Below are 13512 nucleotides of genomic sequence, written 5' to 3'. Positions count from 1 at the left end.
CACTCGGGACACGGCTCCGACCCTCCCCGCCCCTAATTTCTGTCGAGCGACAGAAACCACCCAGGAGCCGGAGGACTCGCGATGGCGACAGCGACCACTTACGGAGCCCGTGCCCACGCCCGGGCACAAGAGGGCTCCCGCACGGAGGCCATGCCCGTCGTCCCGGCGAGCGCCTGGCCCGCGCCCCCCTGCGAGGCGGGCCACCTGGTGTGGGCGGAGACGGTGGCGGCCGGCAACTACACGCACAAGGTGCTGGCCCGCGGCACGGAACTCAGGCTCACCGACCTCAGGGGCGACGCCTGCGCACACCTGCTCCTGTACGCCGCCGACCGCCCCTGGGAACGTCTGAACGTGGCGGACACGGTCAAGGTCCAGTGGAACGCCTACCTCGACGAGGGGCAGCTGCTCCTCTCCGACCAGGGCCGCGTCCTCGCCTCCCTGGTCGCCGACACCTCCGGCCGCCACGACACGCTCTGCGGCACCTCCACCCTCGTACGCAACACTCAGCGCTACGGCGACGGAACCCCGCAGTCCGCCTCCCCCGCCGGCCGCGAACTGTTCAAGCTGGCCGCCGCCAAGAACGGCCTCGAACCCCGCGACCTGCCGCCCTCGCTCTCCTTCTTCCAGGGCGTGGAGGTCCGTGACGACGGCTCGCTGGACTTCACCGGTTCGGCGGGCCCCGGCGGCAGCGTGACGCTCCGCGCCGAACAGGACGTGACCGTGCTGATCGCGAACGTGCCGCACCCCGCCGACCCCCGTACGGAGTACGTCAGCACTCCCCTGGAGGTCCTCGCCTGGCGCGCGGCCGCGACCGCGCCCGGCGACCCGCTGTGGGAGGCCACACCCGAGGGCCGCCGCGCCTTCCTGAACACCGCCGAGTTCCTTGCCGCGAGGGGGATCGCATGAAGACCGTGGTTATGGCCCGGGCCGCCTGGTCCGCCGTCGTCCGCACCGGAGAGACTCTCACCGTCACCGACCTGCACGGTAACCAGGCCGTCGACTTCCTGGTGTACGACGCCCACGACACGGCCGTCCGCTACAGCGCGCCCGACACGATCCACGCGCAGGGCAACCTCTTCCTCACCACCGGCAGCGTGCTGATGTCCAACGAGCACACCCCGCTGATGACCGTGGTCGCGGACGAGGTCGGCCGGCACGACACGGTCGGCGGCGCCTGCTCCAAGGAGTCGAACACCCTGCGGTACGGCCACCACACCTGGTCCCAGCACGCCTGCGTGGACAACTTCCTCTCGGAGGGCGCCAAGTACGGCCTCGGCAAGCGCGACCTCGTCTCGAACATCAACTGGTACATGAACGTGCCGGTCGAGAAGGACGGCACCCTCGGCATCGTCGACGGCATCTCGGCCCCGGGGCTCACGCTGACCCTGCGCGCCGAGTGCGACGTCCTCGTGCTGGTCTCCAACTGCCCCCAGATCAACAACCCCTGCAACGGCTTCGAGCCGACCGCGGTGGAGATGACCATCGAGGCGAGCGGGGCGACGGGATGACCTTCGACACCCTGCTGGTCGCCAACCGCGGCGAGATCGCGGTACGGATCATCCGCACGGCCCGCGAACTCGGCCTGCGCACGGTCGCCGTGTACTCCGACGCCGACCGCAGCGCACCCCACGTCCGGCTCGCCGACGAGGCGGTACGGCTGGGGCCCGCGCCCGCGAAGGAGTCGTATCTCGACGCCGACCTCGTCCTGAAGGCGGCCAAGGACACCGGGGCCGGGGCGATCCACCCCGGGTACGGCTTCCTGTCCGAGGACGCGGCCTTCGCGCGGCGCTGCGAGGACGCCGGGATCGTGTTCGTGGGTCCGACGCCGGAGCAGCTGGAGCTGTTCGGGGCGAAGCACACGGCGCGGGCGGCGGCGGAGGCGGCCGGGGTGCCGTTGGCGCCCGGCACGGGACTTCTCCCCGGCCTCACGGAGGCTTTGGAGGCGGCCGCCCGCATCGGCTATCCCGTCATGCTGAAGGCCACCGGCGGTGGTGGCGGCATCGGTATGTCGGCATGTCGCTCCGCCGATGAACTGACCGAGGCGTGGGAGCGGGTGCAACGCGTCGCCGCGGCCTCCTTCTCCTCCGCCGGGGTCTTCCTGGAGCGGCTGGTGGAGCACGCCCGCCATGTCGAGGTACAGGTTTTCGGCGACGGTCGGGGCCGGGTCGTCACCTTCGGCGACCGCGACTGCTCGCTCCAGCGTCGCAACCAGAAGGTGCTGGAGGAGGCCCCGGCACCGGGCCTGCCGTCCGCCGTCCGCGCTCGACTCGCCTCCTGCGCACGGGACTTGTGCGCCGCTGTCGGATATCGATCGGCCGGAACCGTCGAGTTCGTCTACGACGCCGCCCGCGAGGAGGCCTACTTCCTGGAGGTCAACACCCGCCTCCAGGTGGAGCATCCGGTCACCGAGGAGATCTACGGCGTCGACCTCGTCGCCTGGATGCTGCGGCTCGCGCGCGGGGAGTCGGAGGTCGTACGCGATCCGGGGGCGCCGCGCGGTCACGCCGTCGAGGCCCGGGTGTACGCCGAGGACCCCTCGCGCGACCACCGGCCGAGCGCGGGTCTGCTCACGCGGGTCGAGTTCCCCGGCGGCGTCCGCGTGGACGGCTGGGTGGAGACGGGCACCGAGGTGACCACGTCGTACGACCCGATGCTCGCGAAGGTCATCGCGTACGGCTCGGACCGGGCGCACGCGCTGGAACGCCTCGACGAGGCGCTGGCCAGGACCCGGGTGGACGGTATCGAGACGAACCTGGGGCTGGTGCGGGCCGCGCTCGCCGAACCGTCCTTCCGGCGGGCGACGCACTCGACGGCGACGCTGGCCGAAGTCAGCGATCCCACGCAGCGCATCGCGGTCGTCTCCGGCGGGACCCTCACCACGGTCCAGGACTGGCCGGGCCGCACCGGCTACTGGCAGGTGGGCGTGCCCCCGTGCGGTCCGATGGACGACCTCTCCTTCCGGCTCGGCAACCGCGCCCTCGGCAACCACGAGGGGGCACCCGGTCTGGAGTGCACCCTCCAGGGGCCGACCCTGCGCTTCACCCATGCCACGACGGTCTGCGTCACGGGCGCACCGGCGCGGGTCACCGTGGACGGTGCGACGGTCGCGCAGTGGGAGCCGGTGACGGTACCGGCGGGGGCCCTGCTGGAGGTCGGCTCCCCCACCGAACACGGCCTGCGCACCTACGTGCTCTTCGCCGGCGGGGGCCTGGACGTACCAGCGTTCCTCGGCAGCGCGTCCACGTTCACGCTGGGCCGGTTCGGCGGGCACGGAGGCCGCGCCCTGCGCACGGGCGACGTACTGCACGGCGGCTCGGCGACGGATCACGGGGCGCCGGTACCGGTCGGCGACCGTCCCGCGTTCTCCTCCACCTGGCGGGTCGGCGCGCTCGAAGGCCCGCACGCCGCACCGGAGTTCTTCACCGAGGACGACATCCACGACTTCTACGCCGCCGACTGGAAGGTCCACTTCAACTCGGCGCGCACGGGCGTACGGCTGGTCGGCCCGAAGCCCCGCTGGGCGCGCACGGACGGCGGCGAGGCGGGCCTGCACCCGTCCAACATCCACGACACGCCGTACTCGGTGGGCGCCGTCGACTACACCGGCGACATGCCGGTTCTGCTCGGCCCGGACGGCCCCTCGCTCGGCGGCTTCGTCTGCCCGGCGACGGTCGTCAGCACGGAGCGCTGGAAGCTCGGCCAGTTCCGCCCCGGTGACATCGTGCGCTTCGCACCGCTGGCCGACGACGGCTCGCGGCGGCCCGCGATCGTCGACGGCGGGGTGCTCGCGCGGGACGGCGACGTGACGTACCGCCGCAGCGGCGACGACAACCTGCTGGTCGAATTCGGGCCCATGCAACTGGACCTGGCGCTGCGCATGAGGGTCCACGCCCTGATGGAAGCCGTGGCCGAGGCCGCGCTCGACGGCGTCACGGACCTGACCCCCGGCATCCGCTCCCTGCAGATCCAGACGGACCCCGGCAGGCTTCCGCAACGCGAACTCCTCGCCCTGGTGCGGGAGACGGTCCGCACGCTCCCTCCGAGCGACCAGCTCGTCGTCCCCTCCCGCACGGTGCACCTCCCCCTCTCCTGGGACGACCCCGCGACCCGCGAGGCGATCGCCCGCTACATGGCGGGCGTCCGCGACGACGCGCCCTGGTGCCCGTGGAACATCGAGTTCATCCGCCGCGTGAACGGCCTGGACTCGGTGGACGACGTGTACCGCACGGTGTTCGACGCGGAGTACCTCGTCCTGGGCCTGGGCGACGTCTACCTCGGCGCACCGGTGGCCACCCCGCTGGACCCGCGCCACCGCCTGGTGACCACCAAATACAACCCGGCGCGCACCTGGACCGCCGAGAACTCGGTCGGCATCGGCGGCGCCTACCTGTGCGTCTACGGCATGGAGGGCCCCGGCGGTTACCAGTTCGTGGGCCGTACGACCCAGGTGTGGTCGGGGTGGCAGCAGCGCGGCGCGTTCGAGCCGGGCTCGCCCTGGCTGCTGCGCTTCTTCGACCGCATCAAGTGGTACGCCGTCGAGCCCGACGAACTCCTCGACCTGCGCGCCGACATCGTCTCGGGCCGTTTCGTGCCCCGGATCGAGGAGGGTGTCTTCTCACTCGCCGAGTACGAGGCCTTCCTCGCCACCCACGCCGCTTCCATCGCGGAGTTCCGGGCCGGGCAGGGCGCCGCGTTCTCCGCCGAGCGGGACGCCTGGGAGGCGGCGGGCGAGTTCGACCGAGCGGACGCCGCGTCCGCGCCCGCGGCGCCCGCGGCCGAGGTGACCGTCCCCTCGGGTGGCCGTCTGATCGAGGCCGAGTTCGCGGCCTCCGTGTGGCAGCTGAACGTCAAGCCGGGCGACCGGGTGACGACCGGCCAGCCCCTGCTGGCGCTGGAGGCGATGAAGATGGAGTCCAGGGTGCCCGCCCCGATGGACGGAGTGGTCCAACAAGTCCTCACCAGGCCCGGCGCCCAGGTGGAAGCGGGCACAGCACTGGTGGTCCTGGCACCGGTGAGCTGAAAACAGGCCCGTGGCCTGTGGGCAGGCGTTACACGCAAGTGATTCCAACGGCGCCTCGACACCCCGCCGTGGCCTGTGGGCAGCCATAGAACAAGGAGCACCCATGTCCGTCCTGACCCGAGTCCAGTCGGCCTACGCCCGCATCGAAACCGTCGACCGCCCCGAGATCTGGATCGACCTCCGCCCCCAGCCGGAGGTCGAGAAGGAGGCGCAGGCCATCGACGCCCGCCTCGCCGCAGGCGAACACCTCCCCCTCGCCGGCAAGCTCCTCGCCGCGAAGGGCAACATCGACGTGGCCGGCCTGCAGACCACCGCAGGCTGCCCGGCCTACGCGTACACCCCGGAGGGCGACGCCCCCGCGGTCGCCCGCCTCCGCGCAGCCGGCGCACTCGTCCTCGGCACCACGAACCTCGACCAGTTCGCCACCGGCCTCGTCGGCACCCGCTCCCCGCACGGCGCCGTACGAGGCGCCCTGGACCCGGCCAGGATCAGCGGCGGCTCCAGCTCGGGATCGGCCGTGGCCGTGGCCCTCGGCATCGTCGACCTCGCCCTCGGCACCGACACGGCCGGCTCCGGACGCGTCCCCGCCGCCTTCAACGGCATCGTCGGCCTCAAGCCCACCCGCGGCCTGGTCCCGACCACCGGCGTCGTCCCGGCCTGCGCCTCGCTCGACTGCGTGACCGTCTTCGCCCGTACGCTCCCGGAGGCCGAGCAGGCCCTCGCGCACCTGGCGTCCCCCGCCGGACGCGAACTCCCCGCACTCCCCCAGCGGGCCCCCGGCCCCTGGCGCGTCGCCGTCCCTCCGACGGCACAGCTCGGGGAACTCGACGAGGGCTGGGCCGAGGCGTACGAGGCCGCCGTGGAGCAGCTCGTCGCGGCCGGGGCCGAGGTGCGCACGCTCGACCTCACCCCGTTCACCGAAGCGGCGGCGATGCTCTACGAGGGCGCCTTCGTCGCCGAGCGCTACACGGCGGTGGGAAGCTTTGTCGACAAATTGATCAGCGAGGGAGGTGCGGGTCTCGACCCGACCGTCGCCGGGATCATCACCCGCGCCCGGGACATCCCGGCCCACCTGCTCTTCGCCGACCAGGCCCGGCTGGCGGCCCTGCGCACCCGGGCCCTCGCCGAACTCGGCGACGCGGACGCCCTGTTGCTGCCGACCGCACCGGGCCACCCCACACTCGCGGAGGTCGCCGCCGACCCGCTCGGCACCAACGCCCGGCTGGGCCGCTTCACCAACTCCACGAACCTCTTCGACCTGGCGGCGGTCGCCGTCCCGGCCGGTCTCACGCCCGCCGCTCTGCCCTTCGGCGTGATGCTGATCGGCCCGGCGTTCACCGACGAACGCCTCGCCCGGATCGCCGCGCTGCTCCAGCCTGGCTTGCGGATCGCGGTGGTCGGCGCCCACCTCTCCGGCCAGCCGCTGAACCCCCAGCTCCTCTCCCTGGGCGCGGAGTGGGAACGTACGACCACGACGGCACCCGCCTACCGTCTGCGCGCACTGTCCACCACCCCGCCCAAGCCGGGCCTGGTCCACGTCGGCGAGGGCGCCGGAGCCGGCATCGAGGCCGAGGTGTGGCGACTGCCCGCGGCGGGCCTCGGCCGACTGCTCGCCGACCTGCCCCGGCCGATGGCACTGGGCCGGGTCGAACTGGCCGACGGCACCCACGTGCCCGGCTTCCTGTGCGAGCCCGCGGCGCTCGAAGGCGCCGAGGACATCACGGAGTACGGCGGCTGGCGCGGCTACCTCCGGACCCGCGCCTGACCTCACGGCCGTGGTCGGGCCGGAAGGCCGACGAGTCACGATGCGGCAACAAGCATCGCGAAGACGGACGCGGGCCGAACGTGCCCCGGGGCCGGGGCGTCACAGGCGTGGCACGAGCTTCGCGCCGCACCTCGCCTTCCGTTCGTCAGCGCCGGCCCCCGGGGGACCCATGCAGTCCAAGACCACCCGCATCGCCCATCTGCTCGTCACCCTCGCCCTCCTGAGCGCCGGAGCAGGTGCCGTCACGGGGTGCGGCAGCGAAAAGGCCGCCGGCAACGGGGTGAAGGCCCCCGGCACCCGTCAGGAACCGCAGGCGAAGACCCGCGCCCGACAGGTCGCCGACGCCTGGGACGGGTCCGAGGCCGCTCGGCAGTGGCACAAGGGCTACTACCCGATGGCGGACGCGGTCCAGCTGCCCGAGGGCGGCCTGCGCAGCAAAGCCGACCAGCGGGCCTTCACCACCCAGAACTTCGCGCTGCGCGGCACCCTTCCGGCACTCCCGCGGAGGGACGGGGAGGTGAGGTGGAAGAGCGGAGGCTCCCTCACCGTGCCGCTGATGGAGGCGCGCGAGGCCTACGAGAGGGTGGCACGCGGCGGGAACGACGGCCCGCACCTGACCGTGACCGGGGCGAAGCCGGGCGAGATGACCCTGTCCACCAGCCGGGGCCCGGCGACCGTCCCTGCCTGGCTGTTCACCCTGGAGGGCTACGACACTCCGCTCAAGCGCGCTGCCGTCGGCCCCTCGAAGCTCCCCGAATCACCGATCGGACCGAGCCGGGATGTCCCCGCCGGCACCCTGGTCCCGCTCGACCGACTCGTCGAGGTGGCCGGCGACGGCCGGATCGTCACGGTCCTGGCCGACCACGGAGCCTGCGACTCCGGGCCCGCCGTGCACGTGCTGGAGACCGGGACCGACGTGGTGCTGTCCGCGTCCGTCCTCGGAGTGCGGAAAGGTGCCTGCACCGCTGAGATGATCCGCGCGAGGGTGACGGTGACGCTGACACGCCCGCTCGGCGACCGTATCCTCCTGGACGCCCACACCGGCCGCCCCGTGCCTCATGAGGGGCCGCACGAGTCCTCACCGAGCTGGAGCTGACAAGAAGGTGCGCCGCCCCCCGGCAGGGAGGCGGCGCACCACGAGCACCCGGGCCACCGGCTCGGCTCAGCCCACCGACGAGTAGGCGACCACTCCGCGCAGCAGACCGTCGACCGCCTTGCGCGCGTTCTTCGCGACCGTCGACCTCTCGCCGCCGGAGACCGGCGCGGCGGCCGAGATCTGGCCCAGCACGTCGATGACCTGCTTGCACCAGCGGACGAAGTCACCGGCCGGCATCTCCGCCTCGCGCAGCACCTCGTCGAGGCCCTTGCCGGAAGCCCACTCGTAGGCCGCCCAGGCGAAGCCGAGGTCCGGCTCGCGCTGGCCCACGCCCTCGGACTGGGTGATCCGGAAGTCCTCCTCCAGCGCGTCGAGACGGCCCCAGATACGGACCATCTCGCCGAGCGCCGCCTTGGCCCTGCCGGACGGCAGCTTCGGCGCCATCGCGTCGTCACCGACCCGCGACTCGTACACCAACGCCGAGACACAGGCCGCGAGTTCGGCCGGGTCGAGATCTTCCCAGACCCCGGCGCGCAGGCATTCGCTGGCCAGCAGGTCGAGTTCGCCGTACAGCCGGGCGAGTCGTCTGCCGTGCTCCGTGGCCTCGTCGCCGCGCAGGTAGTCCAGCTCGGTGAGGAGGGCGACGATCCGGTCGAAGGTGCGGGCGATGGTGTTCGTCCGGCCCTCGATGCGGTTCTCCAACTGCTTGGTGTCGCGCAGCAGCCGGTGGTAGCGCTCGGCCCAACGGGCGTGGTCCTCACGGTCGTTGCACCCGTGGCAGGGGTGGGCGCGGATCGCGGTGCGCAGCCGGGCGATCTCACGGTCGTCGGCGGCCTCGGAACGACGCTTGCGCAGCCGGTCGGGGACGATGTGCCCGGCCTTGGTGCGCAGCGCGGAGGCGAGGTCGCGCCGGGACTGCGGGGAGCGCGGGTTGAAGGACTTCGGGATGCGCATCCGCTCCAGCGCCTCGACCGGCACCGGGAAGTCCATCGAGGCCAGTCGCTTCACCTGGCGCTCGGCGGTGAGGACCAGCGGGCGCGGTCCGTCGTGGTGCTCGAAGCCGCGGTGGCCGTTGGACCGGCCCGCGGGCAGCCCCGGGTCGAGGACCAGCGCCAGGCCCGCGAACTTGCCGGTCGGGACATGGATGATGTCGCCGGGCTTGAGCTTCTCCAGCGCCACGGCCGCCTCGGCGCGCCGCTGCGCCGCGCCCTGCTTGGCGAGCTCCGTCTCGCGGTCCTTGAGTTCGCGGCGCAGTCGCGCGTACTCGTCGAAGTCCCCGAGGTGGCAGGTCATGGACTCCTTGTAGCCCTCAAGACCCTCCTCGTTGCGCTGCACCTGCCGGGAGATCCCGACGACCGACTTGTCGGCCTGGAACTGCGCGAAGGACGTCTCCAGCAGCTCGCGCGAGCGGTGCCGGCCGAACTGCTCGACCAGGTTCACGGCCATGTTGTACGACGGCTTGAAGCTGGAGCGCAGCGGGTAGGTGCGGGTGCCCGCGAGTCCCGCCAGGTGGTCGGGGCTGAAGCCGCGCTGCCACAGCACGACGGCGTGGCCCTCGACATCGATGCCGCGACGCCCGGCACGACCGGTGAGCTGGGTGTACTCGCCGGGTGTGATGTCGGCGTGCTGCTCGCCGTTCCACTTGACGAGCTTCTCCAACACCACCGAGCGGGCGGGCATGTTGATGCCCAGTGCCAGGGTCTCGGTCGCGAACACGGCCTTCACCAGGCCGCGTACGAAGAGTTCCTCGACGACCTCCTTGAACGTGGGCAGCATGCCCGCGTGGTGCGCCGCGATGCCGCGCTCCAGGCCCTCCAGCCACTCGTAGTAGCCCAGGACGTGCAGGTCCTCGGAGGGGATGGACGCGGTGCGCTCCTCGACGATCTCGCGGACCTTCGCGCGCGCCTCCTCGTCGTTCAGCCTGAGGCCCGCGTACAGGCACTGCTGGACGGCGGCCTCGCAGGCGGCGCGGCTGAAGATGAACGTGATCGCGGGCAGCAGGCTCTCGGCGTCGAGCCGTTCGATGACCTCGGGGCGGCCCGGTGTCCAGATCCGCGAGCGCTGCCGGCGCTCGCGCTCGCGGTCGGCCTCGCGCATGGCGCGGCCGCGTCTGCGGTCCTGGAACGACGGACGGCTGGCCTCCATCCGGGCCAGGCGGGTGAGGTCGGGGTTGACCGCCTTCTTGTTGCCCTCGCCCTCCTCGAAGAGGTCGTACATCCGGCGCCCGGCCAGCACGTGCTGGAACAGCGGGACGGGCCGGTGCTCGGAGACGATCACCTCGGTGTGGCCGCGCACGGTGTCCAGCCAGTCGCCGAACTCCTCCGCGTTCGACACGGTCGCCGAGAGTGACACCAGGGTCACCGACTCGGGGAGGTGGATGATCACTTCCTCCCAGACGGCGCCGCGGAAGCGGTCGGACAGGTAGTGCACCTCGTCCATGACCACATAGCCGAGGCCGAGGAGGGTCTGGGAGCCCGCGTACAGCATGTTGCGCAGCACCTCGGTGGTCATGACGACCACCGGGGCATCGGAGTTGACGCTGTTGTCGCCGGTGAGCAGGCCGACCTTGTCCGCGCCGTAACGGCGGCACAGATCGGCGTACTTCTGGTTCGAGAGCGCCTTGATCGGCGTGGTGTAGAAGCACTTCTTGCCCTGCTGGAGGGCGAGGTGGACGGCGAACTCGCCGACAACCGTCTTGCCCGAGCCGGTGGGCGCGGCCACGAGCACACCCTTGCCCGCTTCGAGCGCCTGGCAGGCCTCGATCTGGTAGGGGTCGAGGCCGAAGTCGTACATCTCGCGGAAGGAGGCGAGCGCGGTGGCCTGCTCGACAGCGCGCTTCCGTGCTGCCGCATACCGCTCGGCCGGTGAGAGGTCCTCTGTCATCGTGCTTTCGAGACTACCGGCAGCCACTGACAACATGACGATCAATATCCGGATCTGCTTATCTCAAACCCCGGATTCCCGCAGCTCAGGGAATTGCCACGCGCACCGCAGCGGGCACGCACTCCGCCGTGAGCGGCAGCGGCCCCAGCGGCTCTCCGTCCGCGTACGCGGTGACACCCTCTGCGACGAGCTCGACCTTGGCGGCCCGGTACACGGTGACGACGGGGTGGTCGAGGTGGGTGCCCCGGTAGACCCTGGGGAACACCTTGAGCAGGGTCGTACGGCTGCACTCCCCGACGACCGTGACGTCGAACAGCCCGTCCTCCAGGTCGGCGTCCGCGCAGATCCTCATCCCACCGCCGTACGACGATCCGTTGCCGACCGCCACGAGGGTCGCCCCGATCTCCCGGACCTCGCCGTCGTCCAGGGTGATCCGGTACGGGAGGGGCCTGAGGGCGGCCAGTTCGGCGAGCATGGCGAGGTCGTACTTGAAGCGACCGACCGGCCACCGCATGCGATTGCCGCGATCGTTGACCCGGGAGTCGAAGCCGGAGGCGAGGACGGTGGCGAACCAGGTGCCGTTCACCCGGCCCAGGTCGATGTCGCGCAGCCGCGCCCCCTTGAGGGACTCGGCGATCAGCCGTGCCGCGGCCGCCGGGTCGCGCACCGGAAGTCCGAGGGCACGGGCGAAGTCGTTCCCGGTGCCTGCGGCGACCAGGCCGAGCGGGGTGCGGGTGCCGGCGACGGCCTGGAGGGCGAGGTTCGCCATGCCGTCGCCCCCGACGGCTATCAGGGCGCCGGTGCCGCCCTCGACGGCCGCACGCGCGCGCGTGAGGGCGTCCTCGGCGTTCTCCCCGAGGACCGTACGGACGGAGAATCCCGCCGCCCGCAAGGCGAAAGCGGCCGGCTGCGCCGCGTGGGCGCCCCGGCCGCGTCCCGCGGTGGGGTTGACGAAAAGGGTGATCTCGCTGGTCACGGCCCTGACCCTACGAGATCTCGGGGCTTCGTCAGGTCACGTCGTCATAACCGTTGACCCGGTCCGTGCTCGACTGCCCGGGCAGCGCGCGACTGGTCGACACGCTCTCGACCTCGCCGATGTCGTCGGGAGTGAGGTCCAGGTCGGAGGCCTCGTCGTCCGCCGGACCCTCAGCCTCGCGGCGCTGCTTGCGCCTGTCGTTGAACAACGAGAAGACGGTCGCCACGAAGTACAGCACCCAGATCGGTCCGGCCAGCGCCAGCATGGTCAGCGGGTCGGTGCTGGGGGTGGCCACGGCCGCGAAGACCGTGATGCCCATGATCATCCCGCGCCACCAGCTGAGCATGCGTTTACCGGTGAGCACCCCGGTCAGATTCAGCATGACCAGGAGCAGGGGCAGCTCGAAGGAGAGACCGAACACGAGCACCATGCGGACGATCAGGTCGAGCAGGTCGTCGAGCGGCAGCTGGTTGTCGAGGTCCGCGGGCGAGAAGCCGAGCAGCACGCTCGCCATCGTCGGCAGCGTCTTGTACGCGAAGAAGGCGCCGCCCAGGAACAGCGGGAAGCCCGTACCCACGAACGCCATCGCGTACTTCTTCTCGTGCCGGTGCAGACCCGGAACGATGAAGGCCCACAGCTGATACAGCCAGATCGGCGACGAGAAGATCACACCGGCCATCAGCGAGACCTTGAGCGCGAGCGTGAACGGCGTCAGCAGACCGTTGAGCACGATGCGCGCGCAGGTACCACTCCGCTGCTGGGCCAAGTCGGAGAAGCTGGACTTGCATCCGACCGCATCCAGAATCGGGTTCGTGAAGAACTCGATGATGTTCTTGTAGTAGAAGGCGGCGACGATCGTCACGATGACGATGGCCAGGACGGCCTTCGCGAGCCGGTTTCGGAGCTCACGAAGGTGCTCCGCGAGGGGCATCCGTCCCTCGGGATCCGCCTTCTCCTTGTTGCGGGCAGACTTGAGCAACCCACGTCCTCATCTCGTGCGGCGGACCGGAGGCGTCCGGCCCTGCGTCAGCGCTTGGTCGTGTCCGTCGGCTCGGTGACCGGGCGGGAGCTGGTCACGTCGCCGGGCGCGGCCTGGATCGTGCGCTGAGCCGGGGTCTGCTCGTCGGTGCTGGGCGGACCGGCCGGGGCGGGGGTGCTGCCCTCGTCCTTCATCGCCTTGGCCTCGCTCTTCAGGATGCGCGCGGACTTGCCGAGGGAGCGCGCCATGTCCGGAAGCTTCTTCGCGCCGAACAGCAGGATGATGACGACGAGGATGAGAATGATCTCGGGAGCGCCGAGCCTTCCGAACATAAGTCTTTACCTTCTCACCGAGGCGGCTGGGTCGGGGTGCTGTCCGATCGGTCGGACATGTGTCCGAACGTCGTGATGACAGCGATCGTAACGCTCAGGGGTGAACGCGGGGCAATCCCTGTGCGTACTCCCAGTTCGCGGCCCGCGCCTCGTTCTCCGGACCGCGATCAGAAGCGTACCCGCCCTCACCGGCAAGTCGACAGGCTCAAACGCCTCATTGCGTATACCTCGACGGACTCATACCAGGATCCCCGGAAGGTCATACGGCATCCACAGAGCGCGCGACCCCGACGGCCGCCCGCTCCAGGTCGTCGGCCGCCTGATTGATCCGGCGCGCGGAGTCCGTCACCTGCCTCCCCAGACGTTCCGCTTCCACGAAGACACGGACAGCGAGGACGCCGAGAACGGCGATTCCAAGAAAACCCACAACAATCGCGAACATCGGCCAGAACATGAGGTCG

The 13512-nt window shown here is 71.3% G+C and carries 10 protein-coding genes; 5 read left to right on the top strand and 5 right to left on the bottom strand.

The annotated features are described in order from the left end of the window. The first annotated feature begins 81 nt into the window (after window positions 1–81). The 5 genes from ACZ7M3_RS20040 to ACZ7M3_RS20020 all read left to right on the top strand — a co-directional run bounded on the left by ACZ7M3_RS20040 (window position 82) and on the right by ACZ7M3_RS20020 (window position 7881). Window positions 82–906 (top strand): urea amidolyase associated protein UAAP1, encoded by an 825-nt coding sequence (locus ACZ7M3_RS20040; protein ID WP_472064855.1) that lies wholly within the window; start codon window positions 82–84, stop codon window positions 904–906. Continuing rightward, window positions 903–1508 (top strand): urea amidolyase associated protein UAAP2, encoded by a 606-nt coding sequence (locus tag ACZ7M3_RS20035; protein ID WP_472064853.1) that lies wholly within the window; start codon window positions 903–905, stop codon window positions 1506–1508. The genes ACZ7M3_RS20040 and ACZ7M3_RS20035 overlap by 4 nt, the downstream gene beginning before the upstream one ends. Beyond that, a complete protein-coding gene (locus ACZ7M3_RS20030; RefSeq protein WP_472064851.1) occupies window positions 1505–5020 on the top strand; it encodes a 5-oxoprolinase/urea amidolyase family protein in 3516 nt (1171 codons plus the stop codon). The genes ACZ7M3_RS20035 and ACZ7M3_RS20030 overlap by 4 nt, the downstream gene beginning before the upstream one ends. 103 nt (window positions 5021–5123) lie before the next feature. Then, window positions 5124–6785: an allophanate hydrolase gene (atzF, locus tag ACZ7M3_RS20025; RefSeq protein ID WP_472064849.1), complete on the top strand. Its 1662-nt coding sequence runs from the start codon at window positions 5124–5126 to the stop codon at window positions 6783–6785. Window positions 6786–6954: 169 nt separating this feature from the next. Beyond that, window positions 6955–7881 carry a hypothetical protein gene (locus ACZ7M3_RS20020; RefSeq protein WP_472064847.1) on the top strand — a complete coding sequence of 309 codons (927 nt, stop codon included), beginning with the start codon at window positions 6955–6957 and terminating at the stop codon, window positions 7879–7881. A 66-nt stretch (window positions 7882–7947) separates the two neighbouring features. Here ACZ7M3_RS20020 and ACZ7M3_RS20015 read toward each other — a convergent pair whose 3' ends face one another. The 5 genes from ACZ7M3_RS20015 to ACZ7M3_RS19995 all read right to left on the bottom strand — a co-directional run bounded on the left by ACZ7M3_RS20015 (window position 7948) and on the right by ACZ7M3_RS19995 (window position 13505). Further along, entirely contained in the window at window positions 7948–10809 is a 2862-nt protein-coding gene (locus ACZ7M3_RS20015) for a DEAD/DEAH box helicase (protein ID WP_472064845.1), read from the bottom strand. 40 nt (window positions 10810–10849) lie between these two features. After that, complete coding sequence (locus tag ACZ7M3_RS20010) at window positions 10850–11740, bottom strand: diacylglycerol kinase (protein WP_355308398.1); 891 nt, start codon at window positions 11738–11740, stop codon at window positions 10850–10852. 31 nt (window positions 11741–11771) lie between these two features. Then, on the bottom strand, window positions 11772–12719 hold the full coding sequence (tatC, locus tag ACZ7M3_RS20005) for a twin-arginine translocase subunit TatC (RefSeq protein ID WP_472064843.1): 948 nt from the start codon (window positions 12717–12719) through the stop codon (window positions 11772–11774). Window positions 12720–12766: 47 nt separating this feature from the next. Continuing rightward, window positions 12767–13051 (bottom strand): Sec-independent protein translocase subunit TatA, encoded by a 285-nt coding sequence (gene tatA / locus ACZ7M3_RS20000; RefSeq protein WP_054231175.1) that lies wholly within the window; start codon window positions 13049–13051, stop codon window positions 12767–12769. 259 nt (window positions 13052–13310) lie between these two features. Further along, on the bottom strand, window positions 13311–13505 hold the full coding sequence (locus ACZ7M3_RS19995) for a hypothetical protein (protein ID WP_101406110.1): 195 nt from the start codon (window positions 13503–13505) through the stop codon (window positions 13311–13313). Window positions 13506–13512 lie beyond the last annotated feature (7 nt).

The organism is Streptomyces sp. NPDC111656 (assembly GCF_055656965.1).
This window is presented reverse-complemented; position numbering and strand designations above follow the sequence as displayed.